Consider the following 15,775-nt stretch of genomic DNA (forward strand, 5'->3'; position numbering starts at 1 on the left):
CGCTATCCGCTTCTGCTTCTAACGGACAGCGCCCTACACTTTCAGCTGACCTGCTCGATCTGCGTGGTGCCGATGATTTGGAGCTGGCCGGTCGAGTTGCCCACCGGGGTAAAGAGGAAAGCATCGGTGGAGAGCTGATCGTCGTAATCGCCCTGCAGGGCGATCTCGAAGCGCTGTCCTTCGGCATTCGCCTCGAAGCTCTTGAGGTAGGTGAGGGTGCCGGCGCTGTTCACCTGCACCGCCAGGGTGCCGCCGTGGCCGTCGCCCAGGCCGCTGAAGCCCAATGCCGACAAATCGATGCGGTCCTCGCCGGCCTCGAAATCAAGGATCAGGTCGCTGAAGCCTTCGCTATCGGTGCGGTAGCTGTCCTCGAGGCTCGAAAAGCGGAACAGGTCGGCGCCGCTGCCTCCGGCCAGGGTGTCGCGCCCGAGGCCGCCGTCGAGGCTGTCGTCGCCGGCGCCGCCATGCAGATAGTCGTCGCCGTCCCTGCCGGCGAGGCTTTCCGCCGCCGCGCTGCCGATCAGGCTGTCGCCGGCCTCGGTGCCCTCGATGGCCACCGGTGCGAAGAGCACATTGTCGCTGTCGAGCCGACCGACGAGGTCGCCATCCAGGGCGATCTCGAAACGCCGTCCTTCGGCATCCGTCTCGAAGCTCTTGAGGTAAGTGCGCGTGCCGGCCTCGTTCACCCGCACGGCCAGGGTGCCGTCGTGGCCGTCGCCAAAGCCGGTGAAGCCCAGCGCCGAGAGGTCGATGCGGTCCTCGCCGGGATCGAAGTCGAGGATCCGGTCGCTGAAACCCTCGCTGTCGGTGCGGTAGCTGTCGTTGCGGGCCGAGAAGCGGAACACGTCGGCGCCCGTACCTCCGCTCAAGGTGTCGCGCCCGGCACCGCCGTCGAGCAGGTCGTCGCCGCCGGCGCCATGCAGGCGGTCGTCGCCGTCCTTGCCAGCGAGGATCTCGGCCACCGGGCTGCCCTGCAGGTTGTCGCTGTCTTCGGTGCCCTCAAGAGCGACAGGCTCGAAGATCAGATTGCCGCTGTCGAGCAGGCCGGCGAAGTTGCCCTGCAGGGCGATCTCGAAGCGTCGTCCCTCGGCATCCGCCTCGAAGCTCTTGAGGTAGGTGAGGGTGCCGGCACTGTTCTCCTGCACGGCCAGGGTGCCGTCGTGGCCGTCGCCCAGCCCGGTGAAGCCCAGCGCCGAAAGATCGATCCGATCCTGGCTGGGATCGAAGTCGATGATCCGGTCGCTGAGGTTTTCACTGTCGGTGCGGTAGCTGTCGTCGCGGGCCGAGACGCGGAACAGGTCGGCGCCGCTGCCGCCGCTCAGGCTGTCGCGCCCGGCGGCGCCATCGAGGACGTCGTTGCCGCTCTTGCCAAGGAGCCGCTCGTAGGCGTCGCTGCCGATCAGTACGTCGTTGTTGTCGTGGTTGCCCTCGAGCGTTAAGAGCAAATCCTCGGGCAGTGCCCCAAAAGTCTTATCGAGGGTGCCGTCGGCGTTCAGCCGGATCACGCTGAAATCGTACCTGCTCGAGTCGTAACCATTGCCGCTGGGATTATAGCTATATCCCGACACCAGGATCTTGCCGTCGGGCTGCACGGTCAGGCTGTGCCCTTCATCGTTGCCCCACGCGATATCGAAGATGGCCTTGCCGTCGCCGCTGAAGCCGGTGTCGAGCGAGCCGTCGACGTTCAGCCGGATCACGCTGAAGTCGTAAGTAGCGTTGTCGGGGTTATAGCTCTGTCCAGCCAGCAGGATCTTGCCGTCCGGTTGCAGGGCCAGGCTATTGACTTGGGCGTAGCCTTTCCCGAGAGCGAAGCTGGCCTTGCCGTCGCTACCGAAGCTGGCATCGAGACTGCCGTTGGCATTCAGTCGAGCCACGCTGAATTCGGTGTCATAGTCAGGGTTATAGCTCCGTCCGGCCACCAGGATCTTGCCGTCGGGCTGCACGAGCAGGCTATTGCCGAGATCGTCGTTCCCATCGATATCGGCGGTGGCCTCGCCACCACTACCGAAGCTGGTATCGAGCGTGCCGTCGGCGTTCAGCTGGATCACGCTGAGGTCGAAATAGGTGCTGTTCTCGGAATAGTCATAGCTGGATCCCGCCATCAGGATCTTGCCGTCGGGCAATACGGTCACGCTATGGCCCTGGTCGTCGCTATATCCGAGCTCGAAGATGGCCTTGCCATCGCTGCCGAAGCTGGTGTCGAGGGTGCCGTCGGCGTTCAGCCGGATTACGCCGAAGTTGTCATCGCTGCCGTTATCGCTCCGTCCAGTCACCAGGATCTTGCCGTCGGGCTGCATGGCCATGCTATAGACGTAATCGTCCCTCCCGAGATCGAAGGTAGCCTTGCCGTCGCTGCCGAAGCTGGTATCGAGACTGCCGTCGGTATTCAGCCGGATTACGCTGAAGTCGCCATTACTGCTGCCGCTCAGCAGGATCTTGCCGTCGGGCAGCACGGTCAGGCTACGGCCTTGGTTGCTTCCTCCGATATCGACGATGGCCTTGCCGTCGCTATCGAGGCTGGTATCGAGAGTGCCGTCAGCATTCAGCCGGGCCACGCTGAAGTCATCATTACTGCTGGCGGGGTTATAGCTCTGTCCGGCCAGCAGGATCTTGCCGTCCGGTTGCGGGGCCAAGTCATAGTTGAGATCGCTATGCCCTGCTATGTCTATCAGCATCTTGCCTGTGGCTGTGCGGGAAGTAGGGCTTGGCGCGTCATTGCTCGGTGTCGGGGTTTCCATTCAACAATCCTTTTGGGTTTTGGGGCGTTTTAACGAGCGTTTTAGAGGCGATCCGCTTCCACTTTGTTGCAGACAGAGGGAAAAGAACAAAGCTTTAAATGGCAAGAGGTGAGAGTTCTTGTGAGCCGAATGCTTTTTGTGGTGCTCTGCAGGCTGTGTATGTAAGACCCTCGGTATTGTTCAAACGGCCTTTGTTGTTCATGGCAAAAGCCCGATTCGGCACTGGGCTTGCGCCAGCAGAACCTATTCCTTCACGGGAAGCACCAGAAGCTCGGCGTCCTGCTCCGTAGCGTCCCGCCAGTCGCCTCCGGCTCCCTTCGCCACAGGGATCTACCGCCCCGATCCAAGCCGGCTCGACCGGCTCGCCGAGGCGCGGCATCACCAGCTCCTCCGAGGCTTGTGCCAGCAACTGTACCTATCGCGACTTGTGTCGCACTTGAGTAGATATTTGCGGACAGGGCGGAACACTGCCTGACCTTTCGTTTGTCCTTGAGCACCGCTTCTTCACATGATCTTCTATGCCTGAAGCGCGCTTTCGAACTTCGGCCCAAGGAAAGATGAGCACTTTTTCTTCAGGGGATTGCCAATGAGCCGGCTTGTCTGTGCGGACTTCGACGAGTTCGAAGAAGCGCTGTATGGCGTGCAGGGACGTTATGTATTGCGTTCACGGCAGCAGCGCGACTGGCGGCTGCGGGTCGTAGAACTGAACGGGGTTGCCCTGATGTTCGGCCGGGAGGGTGCCGGGACCGTCTACAGCGGCGTCGGTCTTCCCGGCTTCTTCAATATCTTTCTGCCGCTGAATCGACACGAATGCACCGTAGTGAACGGGCATCGCTTCGATCGCCGCCTGCTGGCCTGGATGGTTCCCGATGCGATGTTCCACATCGATGCCAGCCAACCGGCGACCTGGATGACGGTGGCCATGTCATGCGAACTGGTGCTGCGCTGGGCAAAGGTGCACGAGGACGAGTTCGATCCTTCAATACTGTCGCGCAACCTGGTCAATGTCGCCCAGAGGGATATCGCGCCACTCATCTGGCTCGCACGCCGCCTGTTTCGCATCGATCAGCAGGCGCCGGAGGACTTGCACAACCCTGCCGCCGAGCACGCCGCCCGGACAGAGTTGATGGACCGGGTGTTCCGCACGCTGCTCCCGCTTGCAACGCCAGGCCGGACACCGCGCGCTCGCCTGGATCACCAGCAGATTCTGCGCAAGGCTCTGGAGTTGCTGGCGTCGATCAAGGAGGCCCCGGTCCATATGGAAGACTTGTGCGTCGCGGCCGGCGCATCGGAACGTACGCTGCGCAATGTCTTCAACCGTTATCTCGGGATGAGTCCGCATCGCTACCTGATGATGCACAGGCTGCACACGATACGCGGCGCAATCCTTCAGGCGAGGCCCGGGGACACGATCACCGACATCTGTGCGCAATACGGAGTATGGGATTTCGGCCGCTTCGCCGGCCATTACAGAACCTACTTCGGAGAGCTCCCCTCGCAATCGCTGCATGGCCGGCTGCGGACGGCTGGCACCCTTCCCCTCCATTCCATTATCCGTTGACACCGCGAAGAAGCGTCGCACTGGGGTACTCGCCGAAGAGGGCATAGTACTCCGAGGCCATGCGACCACAATCCGAATAGCCAAAGCGCATGGCTATCGCCATCACAGTGTCGTGCCGGTGATCGGCAACGGCGAGCGCGGCTCGTAGCAGGTGCAAGCGACGCAGCCTCAAGTAGCGGCTAGGTCCCATGCCAAAAGCCTCACTGAAAGCCGAACGCAATGTCCGCTCGCTGACGCCTGTCGCCTTGCACAGGTCAGCCAGTCGCAAGGGTTTGCCTTCCCTGTCTGGAAGCAGCTCGAGCACCTTGCCAATGATCGCTTCCCGCGAGGGGTGGCGTCTGCTCATGCGGGATGGGGTAAGCCTGGTTCGAGGTAACGGAACCTTAGCCTTGGTCATGTCCTTGATCGGGTGGGTTGGTATAGGCCTTCAGGCTGCGCCAAGCCTGCTTGGCGCACTACGTAAAACAGGCAAAGAGAAGAGATGACCGACCAGAGGCATACGGAACGTTTGAACCGCCCGGTGCCCAGCCCAGACCATGACATTCGCTTGCCGATTTTACGTAGCCGCTGGGCAGCAGTCTCCGCAAGAATCCCCCACGGCTCGCTATTCGCTGCATCGTCAATCGGCACTCTGGGGGGTATGGAACAGCCGTTCCCACTCCCGCTCCTCAACGACGCAATGGAGAGAGAAAGATCATGAGTACCATCACCACCCGCGACGGCACGCAGATCTATTACAAGGACTGGGGATCGGGTCCCGTGGTCGTCCTCAGTCATGGCTGGCCACTGAACGCCGATAGCTGGGAATCCCAGATGTTTTTCCTGGCCTCCAACGGCTATCGCGTGATCGCCCACGACCGGCGCGGGCACGGACGCTCGAGTCAACCCTGGAACGGCAACGAGATGGACACCTACGCCGACGACCTGGCGCAACTCCTCGACACCCTGGACGTCGAAGATGCCTCGCTGTTCGGCTTTTCCACCGGCGGCGGCGAAGTGGCCCGCTACATCGGCCGCCATGGAACCCGACGTGTCGCCAGGGCGGGGCTGATTTCCGCCGTGCCGCCGCTGATGGTCAGGAGCGAGGCCAATCCCGGCGGGCTGCCCATTGCGGTATTCGACGAGATGCGTGCCGCCTCTCTTGCCGACCGTTCGCAGCTCTACAAGGCTGTCGCCAGCGGCCCCTTCTTCGGCTACAACCGGCCGGGCGCCAAGCCCTCCCAAGGCGTGATCGATGCGTTCTGGCTGCAGGGTATGATGGCCGGGCACAAGAATGCCTACGACTGCATCAGGGCATTTTCGGAGACCGATTTCACCGAAGATCTAAAGAAGTTCGACATTCCGACTCTGATCCTGCATGGCGACGATGACCAGATCGTGCCGGTGGATGCGGCCGCCCGGGCCGCAGCAAAGCTGGTCAGTCATGCCAGACTGGTGATCTACCCGGGTGCGCCGCACGGCATCACCGATACGCACAAGGAAAAGCTCAACGCCGACATGCTGGCGTTCCTGCAGGGTTGAATATCCCTGCCTTCCATTCGTGCCGATAGCCTTGTCCATCGGCCCCTCAGCAGCAGGAGAAGGTCATGAGTAGCATGAACGCCAGCAGGAAGGCACTGATCGTCGTCGACATCCAGAACGACTATTTCCCCGGCGGCAGATGGACGCTCAGCCATGTCGAGCAGGCCGCCGGCAAAGCGGCGCTGATGATCGATGCCTTCCGGGAAAGCGGAAACCTGGTGGTGCACATACGCCACGAATTCCCCAGCGACGATGCGCCATTCTTCCGGCCCGGGTCCGAAGGTGCGCAGATCCATCCCAGTGTGCTCAACCGCCCGGGCGAGCACGTGGTGCTGAAGCACCATATCAACTCCTTCCGCGAGACCGACCTCAAGGAAGTGCTCGACCGCCATGACATCGATGAAGTGGTGGTGGTCGGCAACATGAGCCATATGTGCGTGGATGGCATTACCCGTGCGGCGGTCGATTTCGGCTACCGGACCACAGTGCTGCATGACGCCTGCGCCACGCTCGACCTGGAGTTCAATGGCGTGAAAGTTCCGGCGGCCCAGGTGCATGCCGCCTTCATGGCTGCACTCGCCTTCGGCTACGCCTCGGTCGTGTCCACCGCCGACTATCTGAAGATATGCGGGACATCGTGTCCGGCGACCTGACCCCAACGGCCATCGGGAGCGCCAAGGACGAACCCAGGGGCTGCTGTCCCTTACCCTACTTGCAGGAGCGCGTAATGACCGCAAGCCTCTACTCCAGAGACGACGCAGCCTTGCTGCTCGTCGACCCCTATAACGACTTTCTCAGCGATGGCGGCAAGCTGAACGGCTTGGCCAAGCCGGTCGCCGATGCCGTGGGTACGCTGGCCAACCTGCGCGCGGTGGTCGACGCCATGCGCCGGGCCGGCATCCGGATTTTCTATGTGCCGCACCACCGGGCCCGGCCCAACGACTTGCAGAGCTGGAAGCATCCGAGCCCCTACCAGCTGAATGCGAGTCATGCACAGGTGTTCGCGGTCGACAGCTGGGGCGGAGAGTGGCATCCGGACTTCCAGCCCCAACCGGGCGATATCGTGGTCCATGAGCACTGGGGCGCAAGCGGCTTCGCCAATACCGACCTCGATTTCCAGCTAAAGCAGCATGGCATCGAGAAGGTTGTGGTGGTTGGGATGCTGGCCAACACCTGTATCGAGTCCACCGGCAAGTTCGCGGCGGAGCTGGGCTATCACGTGACCCTGGTTCGCGACGCCACGGCGGCATTCAGCGCCGAAGCCATGCACGCCGCCCATGAGATCAACGGACCGACCTACGCTCACGCGATTGTCAGCACTTCCGAGCTTCTTGCCGCATTGCACCAGGATTCAGCATCCCGGTTTTAAAAATCATGATCGCAATATAAATGCAGGCGCGCCCCGGTGTGCCGACAATCAGGGAGAGAGTTGCATGCGTTACATGACCTTCGGCCGGAACACCGGCCTGCGCGTTTCCGAGCTGGCGCTGGGCACCGGCAACTTCGGCACGGGCTGGGGCTACGGCACCGAGCGCGACGAGGCGCGGCGGGTGTTCGACGGCTACGTGGAGGCCGGCGGCAACTTCATCGACACCGCCGACATCTACCAGTTCGGCCAGGCGGAGACGCTGCTCGGCGAGTTCATCGCCAGCGACCGCGAGCGCTTCGTCGTCGCCAGCAAGTACGGCCTGGGCGCCTCGCCCGACGCCGGAGTCTCGCGCACCGGCAACGGCCGCAAGAACATGGTGCGCTCGCTGGAGGACAGCCTGAAGCGGCTCGGCACCGACTACCTCGACCTGTACTGGGCGCATACCGCCGACGGCGTGACGCCGCTCGAGGAAATCCTCCGCGCCTTCGACGATCTGCTGCGCGCCGGCAAGATCCTCCACGCCGGCCTGTCCAACTTTCCCGCCTGGCGCATCGCCCGCGCGGACCTGCTGGCCGAGTTGCGCGGCTGGGCGCCGCTGGCCGGCATCCAGTTCGAGTACAGCCTGGCCGAGCGCAGCGCCGAACGCGAACTGCTGCCGATGGCCGAGGCGCTGGGCCTGGGCGCGGCGCTCTGGTCGCCGCTCGGCGGCGGGCTGCTGACCGGCAAGTACCGTGCGGGCACGACGGAAGGCCGCCTGAGCGGCCTCGGCACCCTGGTGCGTACCGAGAACTCGCCGCGCGAGACGGCGATCCTCGATGCCCTGCAGGCGGTGGCCACGGAACTGGAAGCCTCGCCGACCCAGGTGGCCATCGCCTGGCTGCGCGAGCGGGCGGCCCGCTCGAGCACCAGCCTGATCCCCATCCTCGGGCCGCGCACCCGCGAGCAGCTCGACGCGACCCTCGGCGCGCTGCAGCTCGCCCCGAGCGCGGAACAGCTCGCCCGCCTGGAGGCCGCCAGCGCCGTCGCCCCGGGAACGCCCCACGAGCAGATCGCCGGGCAGCTCCCGGCCGTCCTGGGCGGCCACCCGGATTTCCGGATGCCAACCATTCCCGTCGCCTGAGCAACCTGCGCCTCCATCACTTATCGAAACATCCGTCGACCTCGACAAGGAGCAAGCATGGCCATCGACAAGCTGCTGTCCCCCCTCCGCCTCGGCACGCTGACCCTGCCCAACCGCGTCGTCATGGCGCCGCTGACGCGCTCCCGGGCTGCCCAGCCGGGCGACGTGCCGACCGCCCTCAACGCCGAGTACTACGCGCAGCGCGCCGGCGCCGGGCTGATCGTCACCGAGGCGGTGCAGATCTCCCGCCAGGGCCAGGGCTATGCACTGACCCCGGGCATCTACTCGGGCGCGCAGATCGACGGCTGGCGCCGGGTGACCGACGCGGTGCACCGCCAGGGCGGGCACATCGCGCTGCAGCTCTGGCACGTGGGGCGCATCTCCCACGCCTCGCTGCAGCCCGGCGGCGGTCAGCCGGTCGCGCCCTCGGCGATCCGTGCCAACATGCAGACCTTCATCATCCAGGCCGACGGCACGCCCGCCCATCCGCCATGCGACGAGCCGCGCGCCCTGCGCGGCGAGGAACTCCCCGGCATCGTCGCCGACTACGCCCAGGGCGCCCGCAACGCCATCGCCGCCGGCTTCGACCTGGTGGAGATCCATGCCGCCAACGGCTACCTGCTGCACCAGTTCCTCGCCACCGCCACCAACCGGCGCGACGACGCCTACGGCGGCTCCCTGGAGAACCGCGCGCGCCTGGTGCTGGAAGTCGTCGATGCGGTGGTCGCCGCGGTGGGTGCCGAACGGGTCGGCATCCGACTGTCGCCCTGGATGCCCTACAACGACATCGAGGACGCCGAAGCCGGACCGATGGCGCTGTACCTGGCCGAGCAGCTGGGCCGGCGCGGCCTCGCCTACCTGCACCTGCACGAGGCCGAATGGATGGGCGTGCCGGGCTACCCCGAGGGCTTTCGCGAAGCCGTCCGCGCCCGCTTCCCCGGCGCCATCGTGGTCTGCGGCGGCTACACCGCGGCCCGCGCGGAAGCCCTGCTGCAAACCGGGCTGGCCGACGCAGTGGCCTTCGGCAGGCCCTACATCGCCAACCCCGACCTGGTGCAGCGCTTCGCCCAGGGGGCGCCCCTTGCCGAGGCGGATCAGGCGACCTTCTACGGCGGTGGCACCGAAGGCTATACCGATTATCCGGCTTGGGCTGGTTGAACTCGGTTACCTGTGAATGCTCCCCTCATCATGCTGCGCACTGATGAGAGGCTTCCCGCTCTCGCAGCCAGAGCGTTGAGAGCGTGACCGGCATTCCCGGTTTGCCAAGGGAGCTTCTGTCCTCCGGCAACTGCCCATCCTTACGGCGGGTCAGCTTGAGTTTCCAGGCCCAATAGGGGACCGCGATGTTGTAGCTGGCGTTGAGGTCACAGTTGTACCGCTTACCACTGGCGTACGTTGCCAGCTCGAAGATCCGCAGCGATTGAAAATTGAGTTTCATCCTGAATCGATGTAGAGGGCGTGCGCACAGGCGTGGTGCCGCGCCCCCAACCGGTTCGCCGCAACATGCCTACCGCAAATCCGTTTTTCAACAGAGTCGGCCAAGAGCGGTCTTTTGCCGCCATCTGATAGAGCCATCGGTCGATAGCATTCCAACGCTGGCACGGCCTCGCATGCTCTGTTTGCATCCGTCTCAAACGATTTTCTATCTCAAACGATTTTCTATACTCGACGCCAATCGCCAAAACTCACGAGGTATTCATCCAATGCGCCTTTGATGCCACCGTCTGTATGACGGCCTGTCTCTACCTACCCCTACAAGCAGGGGGAGATCTTGGCATCCCTGGAATGACGCATGATGAATCCTTATCTGGCGCTGGACAGCCTTTCCTACGTTCTGTCCGATGGCAGAACGCTTTTCTCCAATCTCACCGAGCAATTCGACCAACAGCCCACTGGCTTGGTCGGGCGCAATGGCATCGGCAAAACCGTGCTGGCGCGCATCTTGGCCGGAGAGCTGGAATCCGCCACCGGACGCTGCTTGCGCTCTGGCACCGTACATTACCTGTCCCAGCAGGTTTCCCGCCTGAATCATGTCTCCGTCGCCAGCCTAGCGGGTGTACAGGCCACGTTGAATGCGCTGGAGCGCATCGAGGCCGGTAGCACGGCGCAGATTGATTTTGATGCCGTGGGTGATTGTTGAGATGTTCGTCAGCGCCTGCAGCATGAGTTGGAGCGAAATGGATTAGGGCATCTGAATCCCCAGTCTCCGGCGAGCACCCTCAGCGGCGGCGAGGCCATGCATATCGCCTTGATTGGAGCCGTTCTCTCGGACGCCGATTTTCTGATTCTCGACGAGCCCAGCAACCATCTCGACCGTCCGAACCGCCAGGCACTGATCGAGCAATTGCAGCGCTGGCCGAATGGCCTGCTGGTGGTCAGCCATAAAAAATCGCTGCTGGCCGCTGTTCTGGTTACAGCCCCAGAGGAAAGCGCATTCGGGGTATACCGCACGAATGGCGCACGGCGATCAGCTCGTTCGCCATGATCGGCGATGGCCAGGACTGGGACGAGGAGGACTGTGGCTGGCAGGTGGTGTCAGCACGGAGGAAGGACGCGCCGATGGGAGATTCTCGGCCGGATCGGCCCAACGCAGGAGAAAATTTCTCCCTGCTGCTGCCGGCAAATGCCTGCGGGCGCTCATTCCCAGCAGGCAAAATCGCCTCGGGATGGTATGGCAGTTGGGGCTGTTGTTTCTTTCGGTAAATGCCGGATACAATCCGGTAAATACCGAATTAGGAGGCTACCCCCATGCTTGCTGAAGTCCTGCGTGACCATGGCTACACCGCATACCGGGCACGTCTTCAAAGCCTGCTGGACATCCCGGAGTCGGCAACCGACTTTGAAATCCACACCCGAATCACCAAGGGCTTTCCTGCGACCCGCCTGGTGCAACTGACCGAGGCCGGGGTGGTCACGCCGCTCGAGCGCGATCAGATCATCCCCCTGAGAACCCTCAAGAGCCGTATCGAGCGCGATCAGCCGTTGACCGTGGAGGAAAGCGACCGGTTTTTTCGCGCTGCCCATATCACGGCAATGGCCGAGGCTGTCTTCGGCGACCGCGAGAAGGCCAAACGTTGGCTCTCCAAGCCCAAGGAGCGGTTTTCCGGCCTGACGCCCATGCAGATGCTCACCACCCAGCAGGGCACCAGCCAGGTGGAGGAAATGCTGCTGCAGATCGTCGAAGGCCTGGCCCTGTGATTCTGTGGCGGATCAGCGCCTACGCGGACCTCAGCGGAATCGGTGGCCTGCGCGCCAGTGGCCGGTGGCACCACCTTGGCAGGCCGGTCGTTTACGCGGCGGACAGTCCTGCCGGTGCGATGCTGGAGGTACTGGTCCACCTGGAAATCGACCCCGAGGACTTCCCCACAACGCTCCAGTTGATCCGCATCGAGCTTCCAGACCCGGTTTCGCGGGCCGAGCTTCCGCCGCTGCCGGAGCACTGGAAGTCTGACCCGGAAGTCACGCGCGCCTTGGGAGACCACTTTCTGGATGGGCGGAGCGCTCTGCTGCTCCCGGTGCCGAGCGCCATCATCCCTTGCACGACCAACTACCTGTTCAACCCGGCGCACCCCGAGGCCAGCGGGGCGAGCATTCACGTAGAAAAATTCCCCCTCGATTCCCGTCTCCTTTGACCGAGGCCCCTATGAGCAGCCATTTGCAACTCCTGCGCGAGCACCTACGCTGGCTCGAAGATCAGCCTGCCGACTACAGCAACGGCATCCTCGGAAAGGATGCCTTGGTGACGATGGTCACCGAAGCACTGGAGTCCATCGAGGCGTTGGAGCGCGCTGCCGAGTTTGTGACGCGCTGTGCTTTGTCCGGTGAGGCTTGGATTAGCCCGATACCGGCCCGGGCGCTGGAGGTCTTGATCCAACTCATCGACCTGGGAGTACGGGCCGAGGTTGGCTCGGAGGCAGCTGGCTTGGCCCTCGATGCCGAGGATCTGGTGCTGCGATCCTTTGAGGATGCGCTGGAGTTGGGCGGGGAGCGCCTGGCGGAAGCCAAGGAAGCGGATGGCGCCCCAGACGAGAATGGGTGAGTCCGGGTGCCGGCCAATTGGCCCCGAGAAGCGCGTGAGAGGATTTCTTTCTCATTCCAAACTGGCAGCGAGGCGGCCGCCGGCGCAGCGTGACCGGCCTGACCATTGTGAAGCATTGAAGCGCTTACGCATTGACGTGTTGAAGCGCGCGAGCATTGAAGCATTTACGTGTTCTGACAGAGCCAGACCCAGCCGATATTTTCTGCCTCGATTCGCCAGGGCGCAGTATCTTCAGCCTCCTTTGTGATACGTTGTAAACGCCGTGACATGGCCGCAGCCAGATTTCGCCGGCCGGCGAGCAAGCAGAAGGAGCATCAGGAAGCCCGCCGCTGGGTTTCCCCCTACGAGCTGGTGATGGTCGACGAATTCCAAGATGTCTCCCGGGCCCGCGCGCGGCTGACGCGGGCGTTGGTTCAGTTATCTTCTGCAGCAAATGTGTTGCTTGCCCATTCGATAAATGCACGCAACCGAGGGGACGGCAGCCGGGTACGCGTATACACAATATTGACCGGGCTGGGCAATGGCGGAAAGAGTTCCAGCAATGGGATGAGCTTGCCAGTAGCAAAGTAGTCATCCAGCCGGTAGCGCGGAGCCTGGATGATGCCGAAGCCGGCAAACGCAGCACCGACATAGGAATCCGCACCGCTGACCCGCACGCGCGTGGGCAAGGTGACGTGGCGGACGCGCCTTTCGTGCTGGAACTCTAGCGGCAGCAACGCGCCGATGGCGGTGGATTTGAAGCCGACCATCACATGGCCGTCCCCTTGGAGGGCGTCGATGTCCGTCGGCGTGCCGTGCCGTTTGCAGTAGTCCGGCGAGGCTGCTGTGGCCTCGGCCAGCAGCGTCAGGCGGCGTGCGATTAGGTCGCTGTCGCGTAACTTGCCTACGCGGACGGCGCAGTCCACGCCTTCACGCACCAGGTCGACATAGCGATCGCCTTCGCTGACGTCCAGCTCGATGTCCGGATAGGCGTCCAGGAACGCGGGAAGCCGGGGAAACAGCAGGAGGCGCGCCAGCGTGCCGTGCACCTCGATACGCAACGGCCCGCGTGGGCGCGTATCGCGGAAGGCGCCTTCGGCATCCTCCATATCGGCAATCAGACGCAGGCAGCGGCCGTAGAAGACCTCGCCTTCCAGCGTAGGCGTGACCTGGCGCGTGGTCCGCTGCAGCAGCCGCACGCCCAGGCGCGACTCCAGCGCCTTGATGGCATCAGTGACCGTCGCCCGTGGCAGCGCCAAGTCGTCCGCAGCCCGGGTGAAGCTGCGGCGCTCCACGATCCTGGCGAAGACCCGCATGGCGTCGAAGCGGTCCATTGTCCGGATTTCCGAATGGTGTTCACGGATTCTGCCAGATTATCCGAGTGTCACAAATGGATAAGGTCTCTCCGCCGCCAATCCGGCGGTCCACTCGAGACCTCCCTCATGAACACGCAAACGCATTCCCGTCCGGTCGCCATCGTCACTGGCGGCTCGCGCGGCATCGGCGCCGCCATCTCCGAACGCCTGACCGTCGATGGCTACGCAGTGGTCATCAACTACGCCGGCCGGCGCGACGACGCCGTGGCCTTGGCGAGCCGCCTCGTTGCCCAAGGCGGCGAGGCCGTCGCCCTACAGGCCGACGTCAGCGATCCGGTCGCGGTGCAGCGGCTGTTCGACGCCACCGAGGCCCGCTACGGCGGTGTCGACGTGCTAGTCAACAATGCCGGTGTCATGGACTTGGCGCCGGTCGCCCAGGTCGACGATGCCGCCTTCGACCGACTGGTCGCCATCAACCTCAAGGGCAGCTTCAACGGCATGCGTGAGGCAGCGCATCGCCTGCGTAGCGGCGGCCGCATCATCAACTTCTCCTCCAGCGTGATCGGCTTGCGCCTGGAAACCTACGGCGCGTACTCGGCCACCAAGGCGGCGGTGGAAGCGCTCACCACTGTGCTGTCCCGCGAGTTGCGTGGGCGCTCGATCACTGTCAACGCCGTAGCGCCGGGCCCCACCGCCACCGACCTGTTTCTGGAAGGCAAGTCGCCCGAGCTCATCGAACGGATGGCCAAAATGAACCCGCTCGAACGTCTGGGCACGCCGGCCGACATCGCCGCGGTCGTGTCCTTCCTTGCCGGCCCGCAGGGCGGCTGGATCAATGGCCAAGTCATCCGCGCCAACGGCGGCATGGTCTGAAACTCGCCACACGGTCGAAGGCATCAGCCAGGGAGCCATGCGAAAATCAATCAATACTTCAATACATCAATGCGCAAGCACTTAAGTGCTTCACTCTGAAACAGGTATCCCTTCGCGACCGAGGATGGCGACAATCTCGTTCAACTGGTCCGCACCCCACTCTGGCGACTGGCCCAGCACCGCGGCGATATCTTCGAGTGCAGCTTTGTAGTGTTCGCGCCTTGTGGCCACCTGAGAGGCAGGCTGGGCGGGCGCTGCCTGCTCGCCTAAGTCGTCGACCAGACTCTCAAGCTCGATCAGTGCATCATCCACCAGGCTCTGCACAGGGGCGGTGGTTTCGTGGGTCATTGGCTCTTCTCCTTCAGCTTGCTTAACGGTTGTTGAACGTGGCGATGAGTGCTGCTCGGTATTCGGTTTGGCCGTGCGTGCAGCAGGTACAAGCCAAGCTATCGCGTGTTGAAGGAATCCCAAGCTGTGACGAGTGCCGGCGATGGTGCGGCTAGCCGATGATGTCGTGAGCGTTGACGTATTGAAGCGCTGAAGCAAGGAAGTACTCGCGGGTTGCTTCGTTGAAGCATTGACGTGTTGAATTTGGATTCTCCGGGCCGCTGGCATCCTGGGTGCACACTGCACAGGAGGTCATTCCATGAAACCTGATCAACTCCACACGTTCCTTAAACTCTGCTCGATAGCCGGCCCGGTGCTGGAATCGCTCATGGCCCCAACGGCCGATGCCTTCATCTGGAAGTGCCAGCGCAAAGCGGCGGCCATGCTGGTCGACCTCGGCACGGGAATCGGCGTTGCCGACGGTGCGTTGTCGCTTGCGGGCTGTGTCTGCAAGCTGCTCGCTCCCTACCGAGTCGAGGCGGAAAATATCTGCTGGACCTATCGGGATGCCGAGGGGCAGTGGGGGAGCTTCGAATTGCGTGACCGTGCCGTTGTCTTCGGCCAGGTTCCCCGTCAGAGCGAATATGGAGCCATCGATTTCGCCATGGATTTCCTTGGGCACAAAGGCGCTGCCCCGATTGATCTGGTTGGGCTCGCCATGAAAGGACAGGAGCAGCGGCTTGCCGAGGTGAACCAGCATTGGCTCTTCGCCGTAGTCCTGCACCTGCGTTGACCTCTGTGCCATCCTGGTGGCGTCCCCATCCTGGATGGGAATGGCGGCTTGAAACAGAAAGGGCCAGGCGAACAGGAGCGGCCAGTTACCAGCCTGGCCGCGGCGCTTACGTTACTGAAGCGCTTATGCGTTCAAGCAA

Annotated in this window: 16 protein-coding genes and 1 pseudogene; 12 read left to right on the forward strand and 5 right to left on the reverse strand. The window is 63.2% G+C overall.

Annotated features, from left to right (window positions below):
* Nucleotides 1-41: 41 nt before the first annotated feature.
* Nucleotides 42-2,738, reverse strand: a complete 2,697-nt coding sequence (locus tag ACG10_RS21620) for a M10 family metallopeptidase C-terminal domain-containing protein (RefSeq protein ID WP_089169989.1) — start codon at nt 2,736-2,738, stop codon at nt 42-44.
* A 586-nt stretch (nt 2,739-3,324) separates the two neighbouring features.
* On the opposite strand from ACG10_RS21620, the gene ACG10_RS21625 reads away from it, so the two are divergent.
* Nucleotides 3,325-4,299: a helix-turn-helix domain-containing protein gene (locus ACG10_RS21625; protein WP_089169665.1), complete on the forward strand. Its 975-nt coding sequence runs from the start codon at nt 3,325-3,327 to the stop codon at nt 4,297-4,299.
* Here the strand turns inward: ACG10_RS21625 and ACG10_RS21630 are convergent.
* Nucleotides 4,289-4,645, reverse strand: a complete 357-nt coding sequence (locus ACG10_RS21630; protein ID WP_157731494.1) for a helix-turn-helix domain-containing protein — start codon at nt 4,643-4,645, stop codon at nt 4,289-4,291. The two genes, ACG10_RS21625 and ACG10_RS21630, sit on opposite strands and share 11 nt — an antisense overlap.
* Before the next feature lie 350 nt (nt 4,646-4,995).
* On the opposite strand from ACG10_RS21630, the gene ACG10_RS21635 reads away from it, so the two are divergent.
* From ACG10_RS21635 to ACG10_RS21655, 5 genes are all read left to right on the forward strand, one after another.
* Nucleotides 4,996-5,820, forward strand: a complete 825-nt coding sequence (locus ACG10_RS21635; protein ID WP_039807035.1) for an alpha/beta fold hydrolase — start codon at nt 4,996-4,998, stop codon at nt 5,818-5,820.
* A gap of 74 nt (nt 5,821-5,894) precedes the next feature.
* A complete protein-coding gene (locus tag ACG10_RS21640) occupies nt 5,895-6,473 on the forward strand; it encodes a cysteine hydrolase family protein (protein WP_089169663.1) in 579 nt (192 codons plus the stop codon).
* Between the two features lie 74 nt (nt 6,474-6,547).
* On the forward strand, nt 6,548-7,189 hold the full coding sequence (locus ACG10_RS21645; RefSeq protein WP_089169662.1) for an isochorismatase family cysteine hydrolase: 642 nt from the start codon (nt 6,548-6,550) through the stop codon (nt 7,187-7,189).
* 64 nt (nt 7,190-7,253) lie between these two features.
* Entirely contained in the window at nt 7,254-8,309 is a 1,056-nt protein-coding gene (locus ACG10_RS21650) for an aldo/keto reductase (protein WP_089169990.1), read from the forward strand.
* A gap of 57 nt (nt 8,310-8,366) precedes the next feature.
* Nucleotides 8,367-9,467, forward strand: coding sequence for an alkene reductase (locus tag ACG10_RS21655; RefSeq protein ID WP_089169660.1), 1,101 nt, complete (start codon nt 8,367-8,369; stop codon nt 9,465-9,467).
* A 28-nt stretch (nt 9,468-9,495) separates the two neighbouring features.
* Here the strand turns inward: ACG10_RS21655 and ACG10_RS21660 are convergent, their stop codons facing one another.
* Nucleotides 9,496-9,747, reverse strand: a complete 252-nt coding sequence (locus ACG10_RS21660; protein WP_232487292.1) for a hypothetical protein — start codon at nt 9,745-9,747, stop codon at nt 9,496-9,498.
* 354 nt (nt 9,748-10,101) lie between these two features.
* Here ACG10_RS21660 and ACG10_RS21665 point away from each other — a divergent pair.
* The 4 genes and pseudogenes from ACG10_RS21665 to ACG10_RS21680 form a co-directional block, all read left to right on the forward strand.
* A pseudogene (locus ACG10_RS21665) lies at nt 10,102-10,716 on the forward strand (ATP-binding cassette domain-containing protein); the annotation flags it as partial.
* Between the two features lie 341 nt (nt 10,717-11,057).
* A complete protein-coding gene (locus ACG10_RS21670; protein ID WP_089169991.1) occupies nt 11,058-11,507 on the forward strand; it encodes an antitoxin Xre/MbcA/ParS toxin-binding domain-containing protein in 450 nt (149 codons plus the stop codon).
* Nucleotides 11,504-11,941, forward strand: coding sequence for an RES family NAD+ phosphorylase (locus ACG10_RS21675; RefSeq protein ID WP_089169992.1), 438 nt, complete (start codon nt 11,504-11,506; stop codon nt 11,939-11,941). Before ACG10_RS21670 ends, ACG10_RS21675 begins: the two co-directional genes overlap by 4 nt.
* Nucleotides 11,942-11,952: 11 nt before the next feature.
* Nucleotides 11,953-12,348 carry a hypothetical protein gene (locus tag ACG10_RS21680; protein WP_089169993.1) on the forward strand — a complete coding sequence of 132 codons (396 nt, stop codon included), beginning with the start codon at nt 11,953-11,955 and terminating at the stop codon, nt 12,346-12,348.
* A gap of 413 nt (nt 12,349-12,761) precedes the next feature.
* On the opposite strand, the gene ACG10_RS21685 is transcribed toward ACG10_RS21680, so the two are convergent.
* Nucleotides 12,762-13,661, reverse strand: a complete 900-nt coding sequence (locus ACG10_RS21685) for a LysR substrate-binding domain-containing protein (RefSeq protein ID WP_089169994.1) — start codon at nt 13,659-13,661, stop codon at nt 12,762-12,764.
* 108 nt (nt 13,662-13,769) lie between these two features.
* Here ACG10_RS21685 and ACG10_RS21690 point away from each other — a divergent pair, with 108 nt between their 5' ends.
* Nucleotides 13,770-14,516, forward strand: a complete 747-nt coding sequence (locus ACG10_RS21690) for an SDR family oxidoreductase (protein WP_089169995.1) — start codon at nt 13,770-13,772, stop codon at nt 14,514-14,516.
* 90 nt (nt 14,517-14,606) lie between these two features.
* On the opposite strand, the gene ACG10_RS21695 is transcribed toward ACG10_RS21690, so the two are convergent.
* Nucleotides 14,607-14,864 carry a hypothetical protein gene (locus ACG10_RS21695; protein WP_089169996.1) on the reverse strand — a complete coding sequence of 86 codons (258 nt, stop codon included), beginning with the start codon at nt 14,862-14,864 and terminating at the stop codon, nt 14,607-14,609.
* A 298-nt stretch (nt 14,865-15,162) separates the two neighbouring features.
* Here ACG10_RS21695 and ACG10_RS21700 point away from each other — a divergent pair, with 298 nt between their 5' ends.
* Entirely contained in the window at nt 15,163-15,636 is a 474-nt protein-coding gene (locus tag ACG10_RS21700; protein ID WP_089169997.1) for a hypothetical protein, read from the forward strand.
* Nucleotides 15,637-15,775 lie beyond the last annotated feature (139 nt).

This window comes from Azotobacter chroococcum (genome assembly GCF_002220155.1).
Classification (GTDB): Bacteria; Pseudomonadota; Gammaproteobacteria; order Pseudomonadales; family Pseudomonadaceae; genus Azotobacter; species Azotobacter chroococcum.

Bases quoted from the DNA above. Each gene is read 5' to 3' on its own strand.
- ACG10_RS21670 (WP_089169991.1), top strand. From the start codon at position 11,058: ATGCTTGCTGAAGTCCTGCGTGACCATGGCTACACCGCATACCGGGCA.
- ACG10_RS21650 (WP_089169990.1), top strand. From the start codon at position 7,254: ATGCGTTACATGACCTTCGGCCGGAACACCGGCCTGCGCGTTTCCGAG.
- ACG10_RS21700 (WP_089169997.1), top strand. From the start codon at position 15,163: ATGAAACCTGATCAACTCCACACGTTCCTTAAACTCTGCTCGATAGCC.
- ACG10_RS21630 (WP_157731494.1), bottom strand. From the start codon at position 4,645: ATGAGCAGACGCCACCCCTCGCGGGAAGCGATCATTGGCAAGGTGCTC.
- ACG10_RS21620 (WP_089169989.1), bottom strand. From the start codon at position 2,738: ATGGAAACCCCGACACCGAGCAATGACGCGCCAAGCCCTACTTCCCGC.
- ACG10_RS21640 (WP_089169663.1), top strand. From the start codon at position 5,895: ATGAACGCCAGCAGGAAGGCACTGATCGTCGTCGACATCCAGAACGAC.
- ACG10_RS21645 (WP_089169662.1), top strand. From the start codon at position 6,548: ATGACCGCAAGCCTCTACTCCAGAGACGACGCAGCCTTGCTGCTCGTC.
- ACG10_RS21685 (WP_089169994.1), bottom strand. From the start codon at position 13,661: ATGGACCGCTTCGACGCCATGCGGGTCTTCGCCAGGATCGTGGAGCGC.
- ACG10_RS21660 (WP_232487292.1), bottom strand. From the start codon at position 9,747: ATGAAACTCAATTTTCAATCGCTGCGGATCTTCGAGCTGGCAACGTAC.
- ACG10_RS21655 (WP_089169660.1), top strand. From the start codon at position 8,367: ATGGCCATCGACAAGCTGCTGTCCCCCCTCCGCCTCGGCACGCTGACC.
- ACG10_RS21625 (WP_089169665.1), top strand. From the start codon at position 3,325: ATGAGCCGGCTTGTCTGTGCGGACTTCGACGAGTTCGAAGAAGCGCTG.
- ACG10_RS21695 (WP_089169996.1), bottom strand. From the start codon at position 14,864: ATGACCCACGAAACCACCGCCCCTGTGCAGAGCCTGGTGGATGATGCA.
- ACG10_RS21635 (WP_039807035.1), top strand. From the start codon at position 4,996: ATGAGTACCATCACCACCCGCGACGGCACGCAGATCTATTACAAGGAC.
- ACG10_RS21690 (WP_089169995.1), top strand. From the start codon at position 13,770: ATGAACACGCAAACGCATTCCCGTCCGGTCGCCATCGTCACTGGCGGC.
- ACG10_RS21680 (WP_089169993.1), top strand. From the start codon at position 11,953: ATGAGCAGCCATTTGCAACTCCTGCGCGAGCACCTACGCTGGCTCGAA.